The 13130-nt window shown below is 70.3% G+C and carries 12 protein-coding genes; 6 read left to right on the top strand and 6 right to left on the bottom strand.

The window, feature by feature from the left end:
* Nucleotides 1–21: 21 nt before the first annotated feature.
* The 3 genes from ACFXC1_RS03920 to ACFXC1_RS03930 are packed head-to-tail and all read right to left on the bottom strand — an operon-like array spanning nt 22 to nt 3252.
* A complete protein-coding gene (locus ACFXC1_RS03920) occupies nt 22–1365 on the bottom strand; it encodes an ABC transporter substrate-binding protein (RefSeq protein WP_381238357.1) in 1344 nt (447 codons plus the stop codon).
* 10 nt (nt 1366–1375) lie between these two features.
* Nucleotides 1376–2320, bottom strand: coding sequence for a carbohydrate ABC transporter permease (locus ACFXC1_RS03925; RefSeq protein WP_381238359.1), 945 nt, complete (start codon nt 2318–2320; stop codon nt 1376–1378).
* A 14-nt stretch (nt 2321–2334) separates the two neighbouring features.
* On the bottom strand, nt 2335–3252 hold the full coding sequence (locus ACFXC1_RS03930; protein WP_381238361.1) for a carbohydrate ABC transporter permease: 918 nt from the start codon (nt 3250–3252) through the stop codon (nt 2335–2337).
* Nucleotides 3253–3423: 171 nt separating this feature from the next.
* Here ACFXC1_RS03930 and ACFXC1_RS03935 point away from each other — a divergent pair, with 171 nt between their 5' ends.
* Together ACFXC1_RS03935 and ACFXC1_RS03940 are read left to right on the top strand one after the other, a co-directional pair.
* Nucleotides 3424–4584, top strand: a complete 1161-nt coding sequence (locus ACFXC1_RS03935; protein ID WP_381238364.1) for an ROK family transcriptional regulator — start codon at nt 3424–3426, stop codon at nt 4582–4584.
* 100 nt (nt 4585–4684) lie between these two features.
* Nucleotides 4685–4870, top strand: coding sequence for a hypothetical protein (locus ACFXC1_RS03940; protein WP_381238366.1), 186 nt, complete (start codon nt 4685–4687; stop codon nt 4868–4870).
* A 150-nt stretch (nt 4871–5020) separates the two neighbouring features.
* Here ACFXC1_RS03940 and ACFXC1_RS03945 read toward each other — a convergent pair whose 3' ends face one another.
* A complete protein-coding gene (locus tag ACFXC1_RS03945) occupies nt 5021–6388 on the bottom strand; it encodes a S1 family peptidase (RefSeq protein WP_381238368.1) in 1368 nt (455 codons plus the stop codon).
* 212 nt (nt 6389–6600) lie between these two features.
* Between ACFXC1_RS03945 and ACFXC1_RS03950 the strand changes: the two genes are divergently transcribed.
* From ACFXC1_RS03950 to ACFXC1_RS03965, 4 genes are all read left to right on the top strand, one after another.
* Nucleotides 6601–7779 (top strand): MalY/PatB family protein, encoded by a 1179-nt coding sequence (locus ACFXC1_RS03950; RefSeq protein WP_381238370.1) that lies wholly within the window; start codon nt 6601–6603, stop codon nt 7777–7779.
* A 189-nt stretch (nt 7780–7968) separates the two neighbouring features.
* Entirely contained in the window at nt 7969–8727 is a 759-nt protein-coding gene (locus tag ACFXC1_RS03955; RefSeq protein ID WP_381238373.1) for a type 1 glutamine amidotransferase domain-containing protein, read from the top strand.
* Nucleotides 8728–8737: 10 nt separating this feature from the next.
* The gene (locus ACFXC1_RS03960; RefSeq protein WP_381238375.1) at nt 8738–9124 is read left to right on the top strand and encodes a PPOX class F420-dependent oxidoreductase; all 387 of its coding nucleotides are present in this window, start codon (nt 8738–8740) and stop codon (nt 9122–9124) included.
* Between the two features lie 37 nt (nt 9125–9161).
* The gene (locus tag ACFXC1_RS03965) at nt 9162–9632 is read left to right on the top strand and encodes a DUF1003 domain-containing protein (RefSeq protein WP_381238376.1); all 471 of its coding nucleotides are present in this window, start codon (nt 9162–9164) and stop codon (nt 9630–9632) included.
* 70 nt (nt 9633–9702) lie between these two features.
* On the opposite strand, the gene ACFXC1_RS03970 is transcribed toward ACFXC1_RS03965, so the two are convergent.
* The gene (locus ACFXC1_RS03970) at nt 9703–12489 is read right to left on the bottom strand and encodes an alpha/beta hydrolase (protein WP_381238378.1); all 2787 of its coding nucleotides are present in this window, start codon (nt 12487–12489) and stop codon (nt 9703–9705) included.
* 190 nt (nt 12490–12679) lie between these two features.
* Complete coding sequence (locus ACFXC1_RS03975) at nt 12680–13093, bottom strand: Zn-ribbon domain-containing OB-fold protein (RefSeq protein ID WP_200710276.1); 414 nt, start codon at nt 13091–13093, stop codon at nt 12680–12682.
* Nucleotides 13094–13130: the final 37 nt, after the last annotated feature.

Consider the following 13130-nt stretch of genomic DNA (forward strand, 5'->3'; position numbering starts at 1 on the left):
CGCCGGTCGTCGACCGATGCGTCACTGACCGAGGATGAAGTTGATCTGCTTGTTCGTCCTGCCCAGGCCGCTGACGGGTGTGTCGTTGGCGTAGACGTCCTGCATGGCGGGGTGCATCAACGCGTACACGTCCGCCGCGTAGTTGGTGATCGGATAGGAGAAGGTGGTGAAGTCCTTCTTGTCGGCGACCGACCTGGTGAAGGCCGTGACATCGATGCCTTTCTTCTTGTACGCGGCGACGGCGGTGTCCGTGCCGTCGGGGGTCGCAGGGAACACGATTCCGTAACCGCCGACCGTTTTCTGGCATTCGTCGGAGGAGAGGTACTTGACCCACTTCTCCGCGCCAGGTTTGTTGTGCGCCTTCTTCGTGATCGAGTCGGCGAGACCGTTCATCATGGTCGCCCGCTCACCGGTCGGACCGGCCGGCGTGAACGCCGTGCCGACCTTGACGCCCTTGGCCGCGTAGTACGTGGAGATCATCCACGCGCCGTCGAAGGAGGTGGCCGCCTTGCCCGAGGCGATCTGCGCGTTGGCCGGGTTGGCGCCGTCGCTGTAGTCCGTGTACGGCGCGAGATAGCCCTTCTTCGCCAGCCCGAAGTACCACTTGATCACGGACTGGAAGGTCTTGCTGTCGTACTGGTACTCGGTGCCCCAGCGCTTCTTGTCGGTGTAGTTCCAGCCCGCCGAGCCGGTGAAGGGGCTCCAGGTCGTCTGGCCGTCGGCGTCGCCCGCGCCGCCGCTGGCGAGGCCGTACGTCTTGACGTGCTTCTTGTCGAAGCCCGGTTCGTCGCCTCGCCTGCCGTTCTTGTCGACGGTCAGGTGGGCGATGGCCTTCTCGAAGGTGCCGCCGTCCGTCGGGTTCCAGGACAGGCTGTTCAACTGGTCGGCGCTGAGACCGGCCGACTTGGCCATCTTCTGGTTGTAGAAGAGGGCGACCGTGTCCCAGTCCTTCGGGGCGCCGTAGCGATGACCGTCCTGGCCCACCCAGTTGGCGGCGAGTCCCGGCTGGTAAGCGGAGTCGTCGAGACCGAGGTCGTCGAGCGGGGCCAGCACCTTCAGGTCGGCGAACTGGCCGAACTTCTGGATGTGGTCGGTGAACACGTCCGGCTGCGTGCCAGCGATGAAGCTCGCGGTGAGCTTGGTCCAGTAGTCGCCCCAGCCCAACTGCGTGATCTTCACCTTGAGTCCGGGGTTCCGCTGCTCGAAGCCCTTCGCGCAGGCCTGGTAGGCGGGGAGCTGGTTGGAGTCCCACAGCCAGTACGTCACCGTGTTCGAGGCCGACCCCACGGAGTCGCCCTTCGCGCAGCCCGCCGTCAGTGACAGCGCGAGCGCCCCGGTCAGTGCCATGACCGTACGAAATCGCATGCCCTGCCCCTTACTTGATTCCGGTGAAGCTGATGGAGCTGACGATGCGGCGCGCGAACACCGAGAACAGCACCAGCATCGGGAGTGCGGCGATGAGGGTCGCCGCCATCAGGCCCGACCAGTCGTAGCCGGTCTGCGGGGTCTGCGAGCGGAAGATGGCCAGCGCCACCGACAGCACGCGGGAACTGTCGCTGTACGACACCATCAACGGCCAGAAGTAGTCGTTCCAGGACGTGATGTACGTCAGCACGCCCAGCGTCAGGATCGGCGTGGACGCCATCGGCAGCAGGACCCGGAAGAAGACGCGGACCTTGCCCGCGCCGTCGAGCAGGGCGGCCTCCTCGACCTCGCGCGGGATGTTCATGAAGAACTGCTTGAGGAAGAAGACCGCGAACGGCGTCATGAACATCGTCGGCAGCGCGATCCCCAACAGGGTGTCCACTAGGCCGAGTTGCTTGATGAGCACGAAGTTCGGCAGCAGGGTGAAGATGGCCGGCACCATCAGTCCGGCCAGGAACAGCCCGAACATCCGGTCCCGGCCCCGCCAGCGCAGCCGGGCGAAGGCGTAGGCGGCCATCGCGGAGAAGAACACCTGGCAGACGGTGACCAGGGTCGAGACGATCACCGAGTTGAGCAGATAGCGCCAGAAGGTGAGTCCGCCGCCCGAACCGCCTTGCGCGATCGCCTCCTTGGTCGACTGGAGGCCCAGTGCCCGCTCGAAGCCGCCGGTGGTGAAGTCGACCGGGAGTGGATCCGAGGGGTGGGCGGCGAGCCCGGTGTTGGTGGAGAGCGCGGTGCGCAGGATCCAGAAGAAGGGCAGCAGGGTGATCAGCACGATCGCGGTCATCGCGGCCCAGGCGGCGACCTTGCCGACGGAGATCCGGTGCCGGGGCGGCCGTGCGATCGCCTGCTCGGTCGGCGTGGGTGTGCGGGGCGTGGTGGTCAGGGTGGCCATGTCGTCTCCTCCGGTCAGCCGAGGTCGGTCTGGCCGGCGCGGGTGAGCCGGTACTGGAGGAACGTGATGGCGCTCAGCACGATCAGCAGGGCCACGGACATCGCGGACGCGTAGCCGAACTGGAAGCGCCCGAAGGCGGAGCCGTAGATGTAGTACTGGAGGACGTTCGTCGCGTTCGCCGGGCCGCCCGCGGTCGTCACCGCGACCGTGTCGAACACCTGGAACGAACCGATCACCGTCATGATCAGCACGACCGCGAGGACCGGCCGCAGCAGCGGCATCGTGATCCGCCAGAACATCCGCCACTCGCTCGCGCCGTCCACCTTCGCCGCCTCGTACATGTCGTTCGGGATGGCCTGCAGCCCGGCGAACAGCAGCAGCGCGGTGTAGCCGACGTGCCGCCACACGTTGATCAGGGCGATCGTCGGGATCGCCCAGGTCTTGTCGGCGAGGAAGGGGATGCGGTCGAAACCGAGTCCCCCGATGATCTCGTTGCCGATGCCGAGCTGGGTGTCGAGGATCCACAGCCAGACGATGCCGGCGACGACGTTCGACATCAGGTACGGCGTCAGCACGATCCCGCGCAACAGGGCGGACTGGGTGAGCCGTTGGAGCAGGACGGCGATGGCGAGGGCCGCCACCGTCTGGACGCCGATGTTGATGAACACGTACTCGACGGTGACCTTCAACGACGACCAGAAGATGGGGTCGTGGACCATCCGGTCGTAGTTGTCGAGGCCCACCCACTTCGCCGGTGTCAGCAGGTTGAAGCGGGTGAAGCTCAGGTAGATGCCCCGCAGGGTCGGCCAGAGCAGGAAGACCAGGTAGCCCAGCAGGGCCGGGGCGATGAAGACCGCCGCCAGCCGTCCGTCGCCCCCGCCTTCACGGGCCCGCGGTGGGCGCAACGGGGGGCTGCTTGAGGCGGTGGTCATCTGGAGACTCCTTCGTCTGCGACGGCTCGTCCTCGGGTGACTTACTTTTGACGCGAAACAATCGTGGCGTCAATAGCTGTGCGAGCATCTCTTCCGCGCGGGATTTCGGTCGTAGGATGACTTAGTTAGTTCTAGAGCAAAAAATATCTTGCTTGTGGGAGTCTGACGCCCATGACCACACGTGCCGCCAGCTGGCAGCCGCTGAGCCCCGGCGAACGCTCCGTGGCGATCGAGGTGCTCGTCCACGGTCCGCTGTCGCGCACCGACATCGCGCGGCGCCTCGACCTCTCGGCGGGCAGCCTCACCCGCCTCACCAAACCGCTGATCGAATCCGGCCTGCTGGTCGAGGTCCCCGACGGCGGCGGCCCGGCCGAGGTCCGCCAGGGCCGCCCCTCCCAACCCCTCGACGTGGTCGCCGAGTCCCGCACCTTCCTCGGGTTCAAGGTCACCGAGGACATGGTCTACGGCGTCGTCACCACCCTCAGGAGCGAGATCGTCGCCCGCCTCGACCGACCGCTCACCACCCACGACCCCGCTGAAGTCGCGGACCTGCTCGCCGGGATGACCGGCGAACTCACCGCCCGGTTCCCCACCCTCACGGGCATAGGTATCGGTGTCGGCGGTCTCGTCCGGAACCGTGCCGTGGTGGGGGAGTCGGCCTTCCTGCGGTGGAGCGACGTTCCGCTGGCCGAACTGGTCGAGGAGCGCACCGGGTTGCCGGTCGTCGTGGAGAACGACGTGGCCGCGTTCGTCGAGGCCGAGACCTGGTTCGGTGCCGGGCGCGGCCTCGAGCGCTTCGTCGTCCTCACCATCGGCGCGGGCGTCGGCTACGGCCTGGTCCTCGGCGGCAGGCGGGTGCCTCACGCCGAGGAGGACCGCGGCTTCGGACGCCACTGGATCCTGGACCCCAACGGCCCGCTCACGCCCACCGGTGAACGCGGCAGTGCCGTCTCGCTGTTGACCATCCCCAGCATCCGCTACCAGGTCCAGGCCGCCACCGGTCGGGACCTCACGTACGAGGAGATCCTCGCCGGTGCCGCGGCCGGTGAGCCCATGTCCGCCCGGGTGATCGGCGAAGCGGCCCGCGCGCTGGGTGTGTTGGTGGCCCAGATCGCCAACTTCGTGCTGCCGCAGAAGATCCTGCTCGCCGGTGAGGGGGTCGGCCTGATGGACGTGGCCGGGCAGGCGGTGGAGGACACACTGCGCGCCCACCGGCACCCGCTGGCGGCACCGCTCGACGTGGAGACCAAGGTCTCCGACTTCCACGACTGGGCGCGCGGGGCCGCGGTGCTGGCGATCCAGGTGCTGGTGCTGGGTGTGGCGGAGGTGTGAAATGCGTTACGGGGCTTGACAGATGGACGTGATCAGTAACGCGGTCCGATATGTCCGATTGGCTCGTGATTACTCACATCGCCTTCACCTACGGCGACGTATGCTTCACACCATGTCCACCCGTGTTGAATCAGCCACCGAGCGATCGGCAGCCGAGGTCAACGAGGAGATCAGAGCCCTGTGGCTCCGATCGGGCGGGACACTGAGCGTCGAACAGCGCGAGGAGTACCGGCGGCTGGTGATGGAGTGGGCCACCGCGCCTCCTCAGCCGGCCACGGCGGCCTGAGAGCAGCCGTCCGGCCCGGTGCGCAGCTGTCGTTCGGATCCCGTCGCCCGGCCTTCCTCGTGACCCTCGGTCCAGCCGGTCGAGCCCCCGTCGACCCGACCCGACCCGACCCGATAACCCACGATCACCCGCGACGAACTCCCCGCGTGATCAGCCCCACATCGCCGAATAGTGCCGCTGGAAGGCCTTACGGTCCTGCTCCGCGCGGATCCAGCGCGTCGCCACCAGCGCGATCAGGCTGCCCGCGATCACCAGCAGGCCCGGGCCCACGTTCTTGGGGTCCGTGAGCCGGGACGCCAGAGTCGTCGTGCCCGCCGTGGTGTTCGTCGCCGGCGCCGACGTCCCGGGCGTGACCGAGCCGGTGCCCGCCGCGCTGCCTGCCGCCGAGGCGGACGGCGCGGGCGAGGCAGCCGTCTTCGGCGCCACCAGCAGCTTGACGTTGAGCGCGGCCAGCGCCTTGGTCAGCGGCTGGAAGAACGTCGTACCACCCGCCTTGCAGTCACCGCTGCCACCCGAGGTCACCCCGAGCGCGATGCCGTTGGAGAACAACGGGCCGCCGCTGTCGCCCGGTTCGGCGCACACCGTGGTCTGGATGAGACCGGTCACCGTGCCCTCGGGATAGTTCACCGTCGCGTCGAGCGCGGTCACCTCGCCGTCGTGCAGCCCGCTGGTGCTGCCGCTGCGGAACACCTTCTCGCCCACGGCCGCGTCGGCCAGGCCGGTGATCGTCACCCCGCTGCCGTTGCCGATCGCGACGACGTCCGCGCCCTCGCCCGCCGAACCGCTCGCGTACTGCACCAGGGAGAAGTCGCTGCCGGGGAAGTTGTCGGAGACCGTCTTGCCCAGCTGCTGGTCGCCCTGGTTGTCGGCGAACCAGATCGAGCCGACCGGGCCGCAGTGCCCGGCCGTGAGGATGAATTCGGTCTGGCCGTTGGTCACGTTGTAGCCCGCCGAGCAACGGCCGCCGGTCGACAGGATGGGCTGCGCCCCGTTGATCCGGGTGGTGAACTTCCCCTGCGTGCGCTGCATCTCCACCGAGGCGCCGATGCTCTTCGCGACCTTCGTCATCGCGGCCCAGCTGGTGGCGGAGACACTGCTGTCGGCCTCCACCAGCACCTTGTTGTTCCGGTAGTCCATCGCCCACGCGGTGCCCGGCACCTTGGGCGCCGAACTCAGCGTGCTCGCGGCCGACTTCAGCTGGTTCATGCTGTACGGCACGACCTTCGCCTCGGCGCCCGCCTTCGTCACCTCGGCCGCCGTCGCCTTGTCGGTCACCGCGACGACCGTACGGCCGCCGGAGTCGACCCAACTGCCCGCCGTGCGGGCCGAACCGAGCTTCGCCACCAGAGCGGAACCCTTGTCCGCGGGCGTCTCCGGCGCGCTGAGCGTGGCGGCGTCCCTGCCCGGGGTGTCACTCGCCATGGCCGCCTGGGTGACCATGGCACCTCCCAGCAGGAGTCCGCCGACGGCCGTCAACCGTGTCACTCGCCGGACGACCCGTCGTCGTGCGTGCCTCATGCCTGGCTCCCGAACCCCGAACGTGCGGTGCCGAACACCGCGAGGACCTCTGGTCGTTGAGGTGCCCTTCCTCCATACGTGGCCCGGCACCGTCCCGTTCACCCGATGGAAGATCGGCTTCGGCCGCCGGCCACAACAGGCTCTCCGGACCGCCGAGTTGGCCTCGGCGCGGCCCGTCGCCCACGGGCCGTGGTCCCCCTATCTTGAGCCCCATGACCAGGAACCCGCAGGCCGCGGCCGGTGAACCGAATCCCCTGCGCGCGCTCACCCTCGACCGCCTCCGACGCCGAACCAGCATGAAATGGCGCACCTACCCCGAGGACGTGCTGCCGGTGTGGGTGGCCGAGATGGACGTGCCGCTCGCCGACGCCGTGGTCAGCGCGGTCACGGACGCGCTCGCCCTCGGGGACACCGGCTATCCCGCCGGTACGGCCTACGCGGAGGCGCTCGCCGCGTTCGCGGAGAAGCGGTGGGGCTGGGACGGGCTCGCCGTGGAACGCACCCGGATCGTGCCGGACGTCATGCTGGGCGTCGTCGAGATGCTCCGGCTGGTCACCGGGGCGGGTGATCCGGTGGTGCTGAACCCGCCCGTGTATCCGCCGTTCTTCCAGTTCGTGACCCACCTGGACCGGCAGGTCGTGGAAGCGCCGCTGGGCGCGGACCTGCGCCTCGACCTCGGCGCCCTGGAGGACGCGTTCCGGCGCGCGGTCGAGGGAGGGCGGCGGGCCGCGTATCTGCTGTGCAGCCCGCACAACCCGACCGGCACCGTACACACCGCCGCCGAACTGGCCGCCGTCGCCGCCCTCGCCGAGCGGTACGGCGTGCGGGTCGTCGCCGACGAGATCCACGCACCGGTCCTCGCCGCGGGCGCCACCTTCGTGCCCTACCTGAGCGTCCCGGGCGCGGAGCGCGGGCTGTCGCTGATGTCGGCGTCGAAGGCCTGGAACCTCGCCGGCCTCAAGGCCGCCCTGGCCGTCGCGGGCCCCGCGTCCGCCGCCGACCTGGCCCGCCTGCCCGAGGAGGTCGGCCACGGCCCCAGTCACGTCGGCGTCATCGCCCACACCGCCGCCCTGCGCGACGGCACGGCCTGGCTGGACGCGCTGCTATCCGGCCTCGACGACAACCGCCGACTACTGACCGAGCTGCTCGCCGAGCATTTGCCCGCCGTGGGGTACCGACCGGGCGACGCCACCTACCTCGCTTGGCTGGACTGCCGTGAACTCGGCCTGGGCGGCGATCCGGCGGACGTCTTCCTGCGACGGGGCCGGGTCGCGCTGAGCCCGGGTGTCGACTTCGGCACGGGCGGCACGGGGCACGTACGGCTCAATCTGGCGACGTCCCCGGAGGTGATCACGGAAGCGGTACGGCGGATGGCGGCGGCGCTGGGGTGAGCAGACGGCCACGACGCTGAGGCGAGCCGGGCCGGGTCCTGTGGGAGAGCGGCTGGGCCATGTGGGATGGGGTCGCCGGGGCGTGGCCTGGGGTGGAGTCGCCGGGAGGCGCGGGGCAGAACCGCCGGGCCATGCCGGACGGAGTCGCCGGAGGTCCTGAGCAGTCGACCCCGCTGCCATGATGAGCCCATGCGCGTGCTGATGCCGGTTCCCGACCGCGACTTCGACGTCACCGAGGTCGCCGTGCCCTGGCGGCTGCTCACCGACGCCGGGCACGAGGTCGTGCTCGCCACCGAGCGGGCCGGGACGCGGCCCGCCGCCGACCCCCGGCTGCTGACCGGCGTCCTCTTCGGACAGCTCGGCGCCGAGGACGAACCGAAGCGGTTCTACCAACAGCTCACCGAGGCACCGGAGTTCGGCGCGACGGTCGCCTGGGCGGACGTGGACGTGACCGGGTTCGACGGACTGCTGCTGCCGGGCGGCCACGCGCCCGGTATGCGCCAGTACCTCGGCTCGGCCCAACTGCGGGCGAAAGTGGGGGAGTTCTGGTCCCTCGGCCGTCCGGTCGGCGCGATCTGCCACGGTGTCCTCGTGCTCGCCCGCACCCAGGACCCGGCCGCCGGGCGCAGCGTCCTCGCCGGACGCCGTACGACCTGCCTGCCCAAGTACATGGAACGCACCGCCTACTTGACCACCGCCTGGCGTCTCGGCCGCTACTACCGCACCTACCCGGCCTATGTGGAGGACGAGGTGCGGGCCGCCCTCGACGACCCGGGCACGCAGTTCGAACGCGGCCCCAGGGAGCTCACCCGGCGCGGCACGGCGAGCGACGACACGCACGCGTTCGTCGTGGAGGACGGCAGCTACCTGTCGGCGCGCTGGCCCGGAGACGCATACCTTTTCGCCCTCCGGTATCTCGAACTCCTGCGGGCACCCTCGGGTGCTTAGACTGCCGACCATGGACGAGACCCCGCTGGACCGGCTCGGCGCAAGCCAGTACCTGCTGATCACCAGTTACCGCAAGAACGGCTCCCCGGTCCCCACCCCGGTGTGGGTGGTGCGCGACGGCGACACCCTCGGGGTGTGGACGGTCGCCGACTCCTGGAAGGTCAAGCGCATCCGGGCCCGCGCCGATGTCCTCGTCGGCCCCTGCGACCTGCGCGGCAACCCGACCGGCGACCAGGTCCCCGCCACCGCCGAGCTCACCGACGCCGAGACCACCACCCACTACCGCGCCCTCATCAAGCGCAAGTACGGCCTCACCGGCCGTCTCACGCTTCTGGGCAGCCGGCTGCGCCGCGGGCTCGACGCCACCGTCGGCATCCGCGTCACCCTCAAGGCCTGAGAACGGACCCCGTGCACACCGAACCCAGGGAGCGCCCGTGGACCCCGCGCTGACCCCGGCCGAGCTGCGGCTGCGGCAGGAGCGGATCGTCTTCGCCCGGATGCGCAGCACCCAGGATCGGGTCGCCGACGCCATCACGGCCTTCGCCGGCACCATGCTCTTCGTCTATCTGCACGCCCTGTGGTTCGCCGTCTGGATCGCCCTCAACGAAGGGCTCCTCGGGCACGCCGGGATCTTCGACCCGTACCCGTTCGGACTGCTCACGATGATCGTCAGCCTGGAGGCGATCTTCCTGTCGACCTTCGTCATGGTGAGCCAGAACCGGCAGGCGACCCGCGAGAACGTCCGCGCCGACCTCGACTTCGAGACCAACCTCCGCTCAGAGGTGTGGTCGGCCCACATCGGAGCCGCCCTGGGCCTGGACCCGCGCGAGATCGAACAACGCGTGCAGCAACTCCTCACCGAGAACCGCGCCAAGATGAACGGCGGGACGAAACAGGGGAGTTGACCCACCGCACGGCGAAGGGGCCGCGGCCTTCGGGCTGCGGCCCCTTCGCTTCGTACGGCGTCCCGTCCGGCTACGACGCGTCGAGCACCGTGCCAGTCAGCACCGGGCCGTCGGGCAGCGGGTTGCCGTTGTCGTCCATGGCCCGGAAGAGCACGGACTCGGGCTGTTCGGTCACCTGGTCGGTGATGGTGGGCAGGCTGACCTCCGCGCTCGGCCGACCCGCTGGAACGGTCGTCCAGAGGGCCAGGTTCGGCACCGTGGACAGGGGCCGCTCCGGGGTGGGCTCCTCTCCGGAGTTCTCGCGGAGCCACTGCGCGTCGACGTCGAGGGTGGACAACTCCGGCCCCGTGGCGACCGGTTGGACGGCGAACACGGGGTTGAGCTCCACGTCGGCGGGCGTCGAGAGCGTCACCTTCCACTTCAGGGGCTGTCCCTCGGTGACCCGGTCGGCGACCGGGGTGACGGTGTACGTGGGCATCGGGTCGTCGTTCTCGGTGGTCACGCCACCGTGATGCGCGCCGACCACCACGCCGTGCACCGCCTTCACGAACAGGTCGTGCTGGGTGCCGTAGTCGAAGCGGGTGTTGCCCTTCACCTCGACCGATACGTCGAGGTCGTGGCCGCCGGGGCGCACCGTGACCAGACGGGATGTGTCCTGGCCGGTGGCCGGGTCGGACACGTAGACGCGCACCTGGCCGCTGCCCCGGCCGGACACCTGGACGGGGACGCGGTACGTCTTGACGCCCGAGTCGCCCTCCTTGACGGTGAGCCGGCCGATGTCGACGCGCGGGAGCGGGGCCGCGACGGCCGCCGGAGTGCCGGGGCGCCAGCCCCAGGCGTCCATCAGCCACGCCTGACCGGAGCGCGAACGCGGGGTCAGGGCAAGGGACTTGACGTGGCGCAGGTCGATTCCGGCGCGGGTGGCGGCGGTCAGCGGTACCCGGACCTCGCGCGCCCAGTACGAGGCGGTGCGCTCGGTGCCGGGCAGCCCGTCGACGCGGACCCGGCCGAGGGTCGAGCGGTGGCCCGACGTGTCGGTGAGGGAGACGTCGAACTGGGTGCCGGTGGTGTTGGGCGGCACGATCACCCGCAGGGCGAGGGACTTGGCGCCGCTCAGGGAGACCGGCTTGGCCGGACGTACCGTCGTCGGCGAACCGGCCGCGGACCAGCGCAGCGCGACGGCACGGCGGCCGATCTCCTTGCTGGTGTCCCACTGAGCGAAGTGCGGCGAGAGGCCCAGGCGGCTGTCGCTCAGGCAGGCGACCGCCGGAGAGGGGTCCACCGCTGAGCACAACTTGCCGCCGGACACGGTGACTTGACCGTCCGGCAGGAAGCCGGCGCCGCGGTTCGCGCCCACCGCGTGGGTGAGGACCCGCGCGGGGTCCGCCGAGGGCGCCCGGCGGCCCGAGCCGTCGAGCAGCTCGCGCGCCCGGTCGTCACCGGCGACGAACAGCCGGGCCGCGGTGGCGATGTAGGTGGAACCCGCCTTGTGCTGCTGGTCGGCCGTCAACCGGGTCGCGGTGCCCGGCGAGCACACCGCGTCCCGCTGGTCGGGATCGTTGTAGAAGTCGTCCTCGGCGGGCGCCTGGGCCTGGCCCGGCGTCCACTCGGTGTTGAAGAAGTTGTGGTCGGCGCCCTCGATGTACACCGCGCTGTGCAGCGCCGTGCCTCGGCTGACGCCGCGGGTTCCGTCGACGTACACCTCGCCCTGGAGGTCGGAGACGTCGCCGTCGCAGCCGGGCAGCAGGGTCACCGACGGCACATCGGCCACCGGGTTCTGGCCGAAGATCGTCGGGCCGATGAGGACGGTGCCGCGGATCTTCCAGCGCACCGGGCCGTGATAGCCGTCCTGCGCGGCCGGCGGCGGATAGAGGCTGTCCATCGCCGCCCGGTTGACGCCCTCGCCGCCTCGCGAGTGGCCGATCAGCAGGACGCGGGAGAGGTCGGCCGGCGGCACGTCGCGGACGACCGCCGGAGCGGTCCCCGGGTGGGCGGACCAGTCCGCCCAGTGCGCCAGGTGGAGCCGGATCAGCGACGAACGGGCCTGCGCTCCGGCGTCCTCGGCATCGGCGTCCTGGGCGTTGATGCCGTTCGCGGAGATCGACACCGTCACATAGCCCTGGGAGGCGAGGAGTTGCTGGTCGCGCAGGTAACCCCGGTAGCTCGGAACGGACTTGGTGCCGGTCGGACAGGGCCAGTCACCGGTGATGTCCTCGGTGCCCGGCTTGTAGCAGGTGTAGTGCCGGCCGTGCAGGAACAGCGCGAGCGGCCGCTTGCCGGTGGCGCCCTTCGGCGCGACCACGACGGCCTTCATCTCGATCGGCGCGGGATACCCGGGCAGCCGGACCGAGTCGAGCGTGTACTCGCCGGTCGTCGTACGGTACGCACCCGGCTTGCCGGGATCGACGGCGGCGGCCGGGAGTTGGGCCGCGGGGCGGGCGACGGCCCCCGAACGGCCCGTGTCGGAGCCGCTGTTGTCACCGGCGGCGTCCAATCTCCGTCCGCCGGCCACTACTTGAAGGTCCGTCAGTTTCCCGGGCACGGTGGCGTCGAGGCCGAGCCGGAAGGTCCGTCCGTCCTTCGCCGGACTCGGTACGCCGAGGAGCCGGCCACCGGCGTGGAACTCGACCCGGGCGTCCCCCATGGGCACCTGCCTGCCCGAGCGCCACACCAGCTGCTGCGCGGATCCCTTCCCGGTGATCCGCCAACCCGGGGGCAGAGTGCCGTCGTCGGCCGTCGCCGTGGTCGTGAACGGTCCGGTGTCCGAGGGCGGTACCGCCTGCGCGGACCCGGACACCCCACCCGCCACCGCGAGCACCGCCGCGGCCGTGACCCATATTCGCCGGGCACGGAACAATGTGTTCTCCTCCTCGAACCCCAGACGCGGGCGTCCCGTCGGTCCCGGGAGCCCCTCGCGCCCCGGAGGACGGGAAGCACAGCCTGTGGGTTGCCTGTGGAGGAGGAATCGGCCGATCTTCGAGGGCCGGCCCCGAACTCGGCCGCGCGGCACGGCCGTTCAGGAATCCGTTGCCGACCGGTGCCGGAGGTCAGTGCCAGGCGCGGTACGGCTCGTCGAGGAGCTGGAAGACCGGTTCGCCGCGCACCGGGTCCTTGGCCGTGGACAGCCGGACGCGGTCCCCGCTGTGGATGCCCATGGGGTGACCGATGACCCGGCCCCGCACCACGAAGCCCTCGGCCATCTCTATCAGCGACACATTGCGGGCGGCCGGGGTGTTGCGGTGCACGACCGTCGAGTGGCGCACCGTACCGGTGCCCTCGCTGCGCTCCGTGCGCAGGTCGCCGCCCTGGCAGACCGGGCACAGGAGCCGGTGGTACATCGAGGTGCCGCACCAGGTGCAGCGCTGGAAGAGGATGGTGTCCCCGTCCGGGCTGTGCGGTTCGAGTACGCCCGCCGGGGAGCCGACTGCCGGACGGGTCGCGAATCCTGAGTGGTGGTACACGCTGTCAACTCCCTGCGCTCGGCCGGAATCCCGCGTG

Source organism: Streptomyces hokutonensis, assembly GCF_042751305.1.
GTDB lineage: Bacteria > Actinomycetota > Actinomycetes > Streptomycetales > Streptomycetaceae > Streptomyces > Streptomyces hokutonensis_A.

What these genes read in the sequence shown, in the direction of transcription:
- ACFXC1_RS03920 (WP_381238357.1), bottom strand. Translation starts at nt 1,365, where the DNA reads ATGCGATTTCGTACGGTCATGGCACTGACCGGGGCGCTCGCGCTGTCA.
- ACFXC1_RS03925 (WP_381238359.1), bottom strand. Translation starts at nt 2,320, where the DNA reads ATGGCCACCCTGACCACCACGCCCCGCACACCCACGCCGACCGAGCAG.
- ACFXC1_RS03930 (WP_381238361.1), bottom strand. Translation starts at nt 3,252, where the DNA reads ATGACCACCGCCTCAAGCAGCCCCCCGTTGCGCCCACCGCGGGCCCGT.
- ACFXC1_RS03935 (WP_381238364.1), top strand. Translation starts at nt 3,424, where the DNA reads ATGACCACACGTGCCGCCAGCTGGCAGCCGCTGAGCCCCGGCGAACGC.
- ACFXC1_RS03940 (WP_381238366.1), top strand. Translation starts at nt 4,685, where the DNA reads ATGCTTCACACCATGTCCACCCGTGTTGAATCAGCCACCGAGCGATCG.
- ACFXC1_RS03945 (WP_381238368.1), bottom strand. Translation starts at nt 6,388, where the DNA reads ATGAGGCACGCACGACGACGGGTCGTCCGGCGAGTGACACGGTTGACG.
- ACFXC1_RS03950 (WP_381238370.1), top strand. Translation starts at nt 6,601, where the DNA reads ATGACCAGGAACCCGCAGGCCGCGGCCGGTGAACCGAATCCCCTGCGC.
- ACFXC1_RS03955 (WP_381238373.1), top strand. Translation starts at nt 7,969, where the DNA reads ATGCGCGTGCTGATGCCGGTTCCCGACCGCGACTTCGACGTCACCGAG.
- ACFXC1_RS03960 (WP_381238375.1), top strand. Translation starts at nt 8,738, where the DNA reads ATGGACGAGACCCCGCTGGACCGGCTCGGCGCAAGCCAGTACCTGCTG.